At 32.5% G+C, this 8,292-nt stretch carries 8 protein-coding genes and 1 tRNA gene; 3 read left to right on the plus strand and 6 right to left on the minus strand.

What is annotated here, in order from left to right; all coding sequences use genetic code 11:
* The 3 genes from PKK00_14450 to PKK00_14460 all read right to left on the minus strand — a co-directional run.
* Positions 1-247, minus strand: a 247-nt coding sequence (locus tag PKK00_14450) for a GIY-YIG nuclease family protein (protein ID HNW99604.1), incomplete at its 3' end; no start/stop codon positions are given.
* 75 nt (positions 248-322) lie between these two features.
* Positions 323-577: a GIY-YIG nuclease family protein gene (locus PKK00_14455; GenBank protein HNW99605.1), complete on the minus strand. Its 255-nt coding sequence runs from the start codon at positions 575-577 to the stop codon at positions 323-325.
* A gap of 33 nt (positions 578-610) precedes the next feature.
* Positions 611-684: transfer RNA gene (locus tag PKK00_14460), tRNA-Asn, on the minus strand.
* A 183-nt stretch (positions 685-867) separates the two neighbouring features.
* On the opposite strand from PKK00_14460, the gene PKK00_14465 reads away from it, so the two are divergent.
* On the plus strand, positions 868-1,833 hold the full coding sequence (locus tag PKK00_14465; protein HNW99606.1) for an adenosine kinase: 966 nt from the start codon (positions 868-870) through the stop codon (positions 1,831-1,833).
* Between the two features lie 73 nt (positions 1,834-1,906).
* Here the strand turns inward: PKK00_14465 and PKK00_14470 are convergent, their stop codons facing one another.
* Positions 1,907-3,100 (minus strand): T9SS type A sorting domain-containing protein, encoded by a 1,194-nt coding sequence (locus PKK00_14470; GenBank protein ID HNW99607.1) that lies wholly within the window; start codon positions 3,098-3,100, stop codon positions 1,907-1,909.
* A 536-nt stretch (positions 3,101-3,636) separates the two neighbouring features.
* Here PKK00_14470 and PKK00_14475 point away from each other — a divergent pair.
* Entirely contained in the window at positions 3,637-4,629 is a 993-nt protein-coding gene (locus tag PKK00_14475; GenBank protein HNW99608.1) for a methyltransferase, read from the plus strand.
* 11 nt (positions 4,630-4,640) lie between these two features.
* Positions 4,641-5,075: an NUDIX hydrolase gene (locus tag PKK00_14480; protein HNW99609.1), complete on the plus strand. Its 435-nt coding sequence runs from the start codon at positions 4,641-4,643 to the stop codon at positions 5,073-5,075.
* Here PKK00_14480 and PKK00_14485 read toward each other — a convergent pair.
* Positions 5,067-5,858: a patatin-like phospholipase family protein gene (locus PKK00_14485; GenBank protein ID HNW99610.1), complete on the minus strand. Its 792-nt coding sequence runs from the start codon at positions 5,856-5,858 to the stop codon at positions 5,067-5,069. The genes PKK00_14480 and PKK00_14485 overlap by 9 nt on opposite strands.
* Positions 5,851-8,232 (minus strand): T9SS type A sorting domain-containing protein, encoded by a 2,382-nt coding sequence (locus PKK00_14490; GenBank protein ID HNW99611.1) that lies wholly within the window; start codon positions 8,230-8,232, stop codon positions 5,851-5,853. Before PKK00_14490 ends, PKK00_14485 begins: the two co-directional genes overlap by 8 nt.
* Positions 8,233-8,292: the final 60 nt, after the last annotated feature.

Genomic DNA, 8,292 nt, shown 5'->3' on the forward strand with positions numbered 1-8,292 from the left:
CAGTTACATTATTTTTTAAGAAATCTCTACCAACACCGGATTTTAAATATTTTTCGTATTGCATAGCTTCGGCTCTTGAATCAAATTCTTTTGAAAAAATCAAAATCCATGGACCTTTGTTTTTAGTAAACTTTCCAAGTATTTCAGCATTATGTTCATAAATTCTACGATGAATATCATTAGTCTGCCCGGTATAATGTTTACCGGAAGAAACACTTTTAAGAACATAGACAAAAAATTTCCCCATACAACAAAAAAGCCACTGATACCGTGGCTTTTGCTCCCCCTGCTGTCCGCCACGGCGGATTGAACCAGCGACATATTAGTAATCAGTTACATTATTTTTTAAGAAATCTCTACCAACACCGGATTTTAAATATTTTTCATAACGCATAGCTTCGGCTCTGGAATCAAATTCTTTTGAAAAAATTAAATTCCAAGGGCCTTTGTTTTTAGTAAACTTACCAAGCGTCCCTTCATTATGCTCAATAATTCTGCGTTGAACATCCATTGTTTGACCCGTATAATGTTTACCAGAAGAAACACTTTTCAAAACATAAACAAAATATTTATCCATACAACAAAAAAGCCGCTGATAGTGCGGCTTTTGCTCCCCCTGCTGGACTTGAACCAGCGACCCTCTGATTAACAGTCAGATGCTCTAACCAACTGAGCTAAGGAGGAATTTATTTTATGTTTTAATTATTAAAAGAACGATATTTTTTACTCCTCCTTATTGATGCTATAACCTTCCGATAATTATCAGGATGAGTTAAAAAGGAATATTCATGTTTAAGGTGTGCAAAAGTAAAAGTAAATTTTGAATTCTCCAATAATATTTTTAAAATTTGCAAAAAAATATATTTTATGAAGAAAATTTTGGGTATTGGAAATGCGTTGGTTGACTTGATGACACAAATAAATGATGATTCTTTACTTTCGGAATTAAAACTTCCTAAAGGAAGCATGCAGCTTGTCGATAAAAATGTTTCGCGTAATATTATTGAAAAAACAAAAAATTTTAAACGTACCATTACAAGTGGAGGTTCTGCAGCAAATACCATACATGGGCTTTCAAGTTTAGGTATAAAAACTGGATTTATTGGCAAAGTTGGAAAAGATGAAATGGGTAAGTATTTTAAGGATGATATGGAGAAAAACAAAATTAAAACATATCTACTTGAAAGCAGTTCAGATTCAGGAGTTGCTGTTGCTCTTGTAAGCCCTGATGGTGAAAGAACTTTTGCCGTACATCTTGGTGCAGCAGTAGAACTTATTGCAGAAGATATTAAAACGGAATTTTTTAAAGGATACGACCTTCTTCATATAGAAGGTTATCTTTTACAGAATTATTCTCTTATTGAAACAGCTTGTGGTTTGGCTAAAAAAAATGGATTAAAGGTTTCCCTTGATCTTGCAAGTTTTAATGTTGTGGAAGCTCATCGCGACTTTTTGGAATATATCAGTAAAGAATATGCAGATATTATATTTGCAAACGAAGATGAAGCTAAAGCAATGACTGGTCATCATCCCGAAGAAGCTTTAAACCATATTGCGCAATGGTGCGATGTAGCTGTAGTGAAAACTGGTAAAAAAGGGTCGCTGGTAAAAACAAACGGAGAAATATTTAAAATAGATTCAATAAATACAAATGTTGTTGATACTACTGGTGCGGGAGATTTATATGCAGCAGGATTCCTTTTTGGTTTATTAAATGAAATATCTATTAATGAATGTGGACGAATAGGTTCATTATTGGGTAAACATGTGATTGAACAGATTGGAGCTAAAATACCTGATGATGTTTGGGGAGAAATAAAAAAGATGATATAACTTTAATTTATAAAAAAAAAGCAACTTCACCAGTTGCTTTTTTTTATAATCCAAAATACCTAAACCAATATAATTATTCTTTAACAAATCTTTTTATTATTGTTCCTTCTGCACATTCAGCTTTAATGAAGTATACTCCTTTTCCAAGATCGGAGATATTGATTTTTGTGTTTTTATTTTTTGCAGATTTTGTAAACAATAATTTTCCTTGAACATTATATACGTAGAAATTTACATTTTTAATATTTTCATATGAAACAGAAATAACATCAGTTGCAGGGTTTGGATAGATTTCAAAAGAATATGTTGCATCAGGTGTATGTGGAATACTTGTAAATATTGAATTTGAAGGTTCTGATTCACATCCATTTTCTGTAACAATTACGTAATAGGTATCAACAGTTGTCGGAGTATATGTCTGGCCTGTTGCACCTGTTATTAATCCGGAAGAGTTATACCACTGGTTACCTGTAGTTGCCGATGATGAAAGATAAGTCCCGATCTGTGTAATTACCGGAGTAGCTGGCAAATCTTTTACTGTTACAGTAGTGCTAATATATGAAGGACAACCAGCCAAAGTACCTGTAACAGTATATATGGTAGTTGTATCCGGTTCAACTGTTATGGAATTATTTATTGCTAAGTTGCTCCAAACATAAGCAGTAGAATTTCCATTTGCTGTTAATGTAGTTTGTTCCCCTTTACAGATGGTTGGATTTACCGGGCTTATACTTACTGAAGGAGCTGTACAAGCGTCCTGTACTGTTAAAAAACAATTTTTTGCCTGGGTTTCAGTTGCAGCAAAAGAAGCATAAAATGTTACAGGACCTGTTCCATTAGCAGGAGCAGTCCATGAATAAACCCATGATGATTGAAGTTGATTTGAAACACATGACTTATTGGAATATACTGTGAATCCGGCTCCGCTTGCAAAGTAACCTACTTTATTACCTCCTGCTGTTTCGGCTGTTATTTCCAGGCCGTACTGAGCGGAGTTTGGAGCTTTACAGGTAATAGAATATACTGTTCCTCCAATAAATCCTGTTGATGGGATATCGGTAATAATCCAACCAGTTACATTTAACCCTTCTGTAAAATGGCATTGAGTCATACCATTACCACTACAGTCATTATAATTATCACCGGGAGATCCGCTATATCCGGGACCTTGTTGACCATCTGTCCAGCAGAAAGCAGATTTATCTACATAAATCAATGAAAAAATAAGGACAGCAATAACTGACAGGATTGTAATTTTCTTAATCATATATTTAATTTTTTTGGGTTAGCACTTTATAATTTATTTTGTGATAGTCGGGAAAGAAATAAAGCTAAAATTTCTTACTAAACAAATGTAATAAATTGAAAAGGCAGATGCAATATTGAATTTATTAAAAAAGGTAATCAATAGGTATGTGTAGATAATATTATATTTTTTGTCTGCCAATAGATTTTATTTTATGATATATTTTTTATATAATAATGTTATTTTTACAAAAGTATTATTTAAATTTTTAGAATTACAAATTTTTTCAAAAAAAATTATCATCATAATGTTTAAAGCTCATATTTTTAAGAGTTCTTTCAATAAATGTTTATCTTCATTTTGCAAAGATGAATGTGTGGTGTTAAGTCTAATATATCACATTGATTTTATCGAAATGTGATATATTCTGTATGTGATTCATTTTTCGATGAACTCAGAATAACCGCCATTTCAAAATCAACTAACACTAGTACTCTTTAAATCTAAGCTTTTATACATTTTGTTACCTTTGTACGTATTTTATCAAGAAATGTTTTATGAAAAAAAAAGTTTCTCCGGGAGAAATAACTGAATATGTCCGCCATTTCCAGAAAAGCCGTATTTTATTGACTGCTTTAGAATTTGGAATTTTTACGATTTTAGATAAAAAACCATTGACATCGAAAATTGTTGCAAAAAAAATTAAAGCAAATGCACGTGCTACAGATAGACTTATGAATGCTTTAACAGCATTAGGGTTTTTAGAAAAAAAGGGAATTTTATTCAGTAATGCTGAACACTCTGAAAAGTATTTTGTATTTGGCAAGCGTGATTTTATGTCGGGGCTTTTGCATTCCATTAATGTTTGGGATACATGGACAAATTTAACGGAAAGCATAAAAAAGGGAAGATCTGTTATTGTAAGGCCTAAATTGATTAATAATCGAAACAAAGAATGGCTTAAAGTTTTTATCAATGCTATGCATTATCGTGCATTACGCCAGGCGCCGGATATCGTGAAGCTTATCGACATGAAAAATATTAATCGGGTTCTTGACATTGGCGGTGGAAGCGGTGCTCATGCTATGGCTTTTACTGATGCGGGAAAGCAAATTACAGCAACAGTTTTCGATTTACCCAATATTATACCTATTACAAAAAAATTTATTAAAGAAAATGGGTATTTAAAAAAAGTTGACACTTTTGCCGGCGATTATAATAAATGTGAACTTCCTAAAGGATATGACCTTATTTTTATTTCAGCTGTGGTTCATATAAATTCATATTCCGAAAATATTAGGCTTATGAAGAAATGTGTAAAAGCATTAAACCCCAAAGGAGTAGTTGTTATACAAGATCATGTTATGAAAGATAACAGGACCGAACCTGTGCAGGGAGCTATGTTTGCATTGAATATGCTTGTTGGAACAGAAAAAGGCGACACTTATACCGAATCGGAAATCAAGGAATGGTTCCAAAAATCAGGACTTCATTTTGTTAAGAGAATTCCGGTAGCAATGGGAAATTCACTAATAATAGGAAAAAAATGATATAAGTATTCATGACATACATATACAAATATCCTCAAATAGCTGTAACTGTTGACATAATTATTTTTACAAAAGAAAAAAATGATATTTATGTCTTGCTTATTCAGCGTAGTAATCCTCCATTTGAAAATATGTGGGCTTTTCCCGGAGGGTTTGTTGAAATTAACGAAACATTGGAAAATGCTGCAAAAAGAGAACTTGAAGAAGAAACAAAAATATGCAGAGTTGAATTAAAGCAGTTCTATACTTTCGATGCAGTTGAACGTGATCCACGTCAGAGAACGATTTCAGTTGTATTCACAGGATATGTTCCTTCAAAGGATATTTTTTATTCTGCTGCTGATGATGCGAATAATGTTAAATGGGTTAGGATAAAGGAAATTGATGAACTGGCATTTGATCACAAAGAAATACTTCAGAAAGCTATCAATGATTTACTACAATGAAAGCATCAACGATATTTTTTCCTGATTCTCAGATAGTATTCTTTTAGTTTCTTTGTATCCTAAATTAAATATCTCATTGATCTTAGAAATATCAAGGAGTTTAAATTTTTCAAGTCCTATAGGTTCAATAAAAATATCACATTTATTTATTTTTTTTGACATGTGCGATGAAAAACTTAAATGAAAAGAACGTTCGGCAATACTCATAATACTGGTAAATTCTTCACAGTAACCAAAAGGATTCACATGAATTCCTATTATAAAGTCACATATTTTTTCAACAGGTTCTATTGGAAAATTATTTAATACACCTCCATCAACAAAGGATTTTTCATCTATTTTAATTGGAGCAAATATAACAGGTACTGTAGAAGAAGCTAGTATAGGTTTGAGAAGTTCTCCGCTGCTAAAGTATTTACAGATACCTTCATTTAAGTTAGTTGCAGTAACAATTAATGGAATGGTAAGTTCTTCAAATGTTTTTGCTTTCAGATTTTGTGAAATGATTTTTGTAAGTCCTGTCATTTTTAAAAGACCTTTTTTGGGAATAACAATTTCTAGGTATTTGAATAGTTTTTTTTCCGAAAACATATTCATTATTTCATCCCCGTTTTTCCCGTCTGCATATAATGATCCTGCAATTGCTCCTGCACTTGTACCCGATATGATTCCAGGAAAAATACCGGCTTCATTTAATGCTTTCAGCGCTCCGGCATGAGCAAAGCCTCTTACTCCGCCGCCACTTAATACAAGACCAATTTTATATTTTTTTTCTTTAATCATTAAGCTTTGTAAACTTTGTGATTTTATGTTGATTATTAATAGTCAGGTTTAAGGTATATATTCCGGTTGCTAATGATTCTGTTGTTATGTTAATGATATGTTCTCCTTCCGAAAAATCCTGCGAAGTGGATTTACTTATTAGTCTACCGCTAAAATCAAATATTTCATAATGAATAGTTGCATTCTTTTTCAGGTTTAATGAAATATTGTAGTTGTCGTATACAGGGTTAGGATAAAAATTTATTCCTGAAAAATAGATGTCAGAAATATTTCCAACAGTAATAGCTGGTTTTTTTATCCAAATTGGATTGGTATAACAATTAAAATTTTCGGAAGACCTTTTATAAATGGAACTTAGTGTACCATAATTCTTATATGTAGTTAACTCGGCACGAATGTAAAAATATTTGTTATCCTGAATACTATCGGGGGCAATAAAAAGCAGCAATAATGAATCGACATTGTAGATATAAGATTTATTTAATACTGATGAATCAAGTGGCAGATAAATAGTGTGTTCTCCATTTTGAGTACCTACAATAAATTTTAATTTATTAAAGTTTCCAAATTCGGCAGAAGTAACTATATCTAATTTCAATTTCGCATTTTGATATTCGGCTACTGTTGGTGTTGCTTCCTGTCCTACTATATATTCCGAAGTGCTGTTATTTCCGTCAATGCTTATTCCAATTGAAACCAGGGGACCATCAGATATAATTGAATTTCCATTTTCAAGTGATGACAAAATATTGCTTCCTGCATTTCCCATTCCTGATGGGCAATAAACCAGTGTAGTTAATTTTCCTATAGCATCATCACTGATGTCGCCGGTAACACCATATACAAAATTTGTATTACAATAATTAAAATCGCCATGAGCATCGCTTCCTGCAGAAATATAAAATTTATAATTATTCAAAGCATTATTGTTATTTTTCATTATCAATCCTTTTTTCAGAAGGTATTTCGTTACTTCTAATCCACCCAGAAAACGATTAATACTTGATGAAGTATTGGTTGAATCATAAACAACAAAAGGTGTAATTCCGCTATCATATGTTACATTCCATGGATTAAACGATTCATCGGTAGTTGCCATAGTATTGTGGTAATTCCAGATTTGTCCGCCTTTAATTTTTGATTTAAAAAGTTCCATGCTTGTATTTGTTGAAAATATATCAGATGCGTATGATGTGTTATTACATATCACCACATCATGACCTGCAGAATTTGCACCATTAGCCAAAAATCCTGCATCGTTTAAATTCCAAATTCCTCCACTGATTAATGAAGAAAGTTTATCGCCTCCGGAAAATGGATGTGCAGCATATGCGAAACCTCCCTTGGCTGTAAGTGTGTCAATGATATTATTAATGGTAATTGAAGTCGATGATAAGTCACCACCACCGTCGCCAAGGTATGGCAAAGAGTATGGCGATGAACTTTGAGGATAGCAAAGCATATGAACAACACTACCTGCACTATTCTTTACTGATGCTTCTTCACTGTGAATAAACAACATGGAGTTATCCTGGTCATTTAAGGTTTGGATTTCTGATGTTTCGCGGTTCCAGTTACTTTGTATACTTGAACCATATTCATCATAATCGCATGAATGATTTGTTGAAGTTATCCAGTCGAGTCCAACAATTTTTGCAATTTCTTTAGTGCTTACTAAAGGCAATCCATATTCCGCAGAATTGTTTGTGTACATTGTATGATAATGTGCTTCGCCACGGTACCAATCCTGTAATTTCGGGAAAGTATTGTCATATCTGAATACCCTGAAATATAATTCATCATCAGCTTCAAGTCCGCCTAAAGAAAAATAAACTTTAATGTCAACTATATCATCAAACCCAACTAATTTATCAGGAGGAATGGTAATTGTAAAATACCAGAATTGATGATTTACATTAACATAATCTCCATCCAGCCATGAATTATCTTTTGTAAATTGAATGGTATAATTTGGGTCTTTAACCGGAAGGCTTTCATCAAACGATTGGACATCTAATGTGGCTTCAGTTACCGATTTTGCAGAGAAAAGTGAAAGGAATGCACTGTCAGTATATGTATTAAAAGTGATAGGGTTTCCGAATGATGCATCTTTTGCATTTTTTATATAAATGTTTACATAGATAAGATCGGCATTACTATTTGTTAAGTTAGCATCTTTGATAAAAACATGAACAGGGATACCGTTTAACCCTCCTGACCCATTAGTTTTTTTCATATGCCATGGTGTATCGGCAATAACATCTTTACCGGTTACATTGGTTTGCTTTGGATCTTTATAATTGCTTTGTGCGTTAATTATAAATGGAAATGAAAGAAGCAGAAAAAAAATAAATTGTTTTTTTAAAAAAATCATAATTAGGGGTTGCTGAAAAATTCGAAGATGCTTTATTTTCAGGAATTATCTGCATATTTG

Source organism: Bacteroidales bacterium, from assembly GCA_035353855.1.
In the GTDB taxonomy this organism is placed as follows: Bacteria; Bacteroidota; Bacteroidia; order Bacteroidales; family CG2-30-32-10; genus DAOQAK01.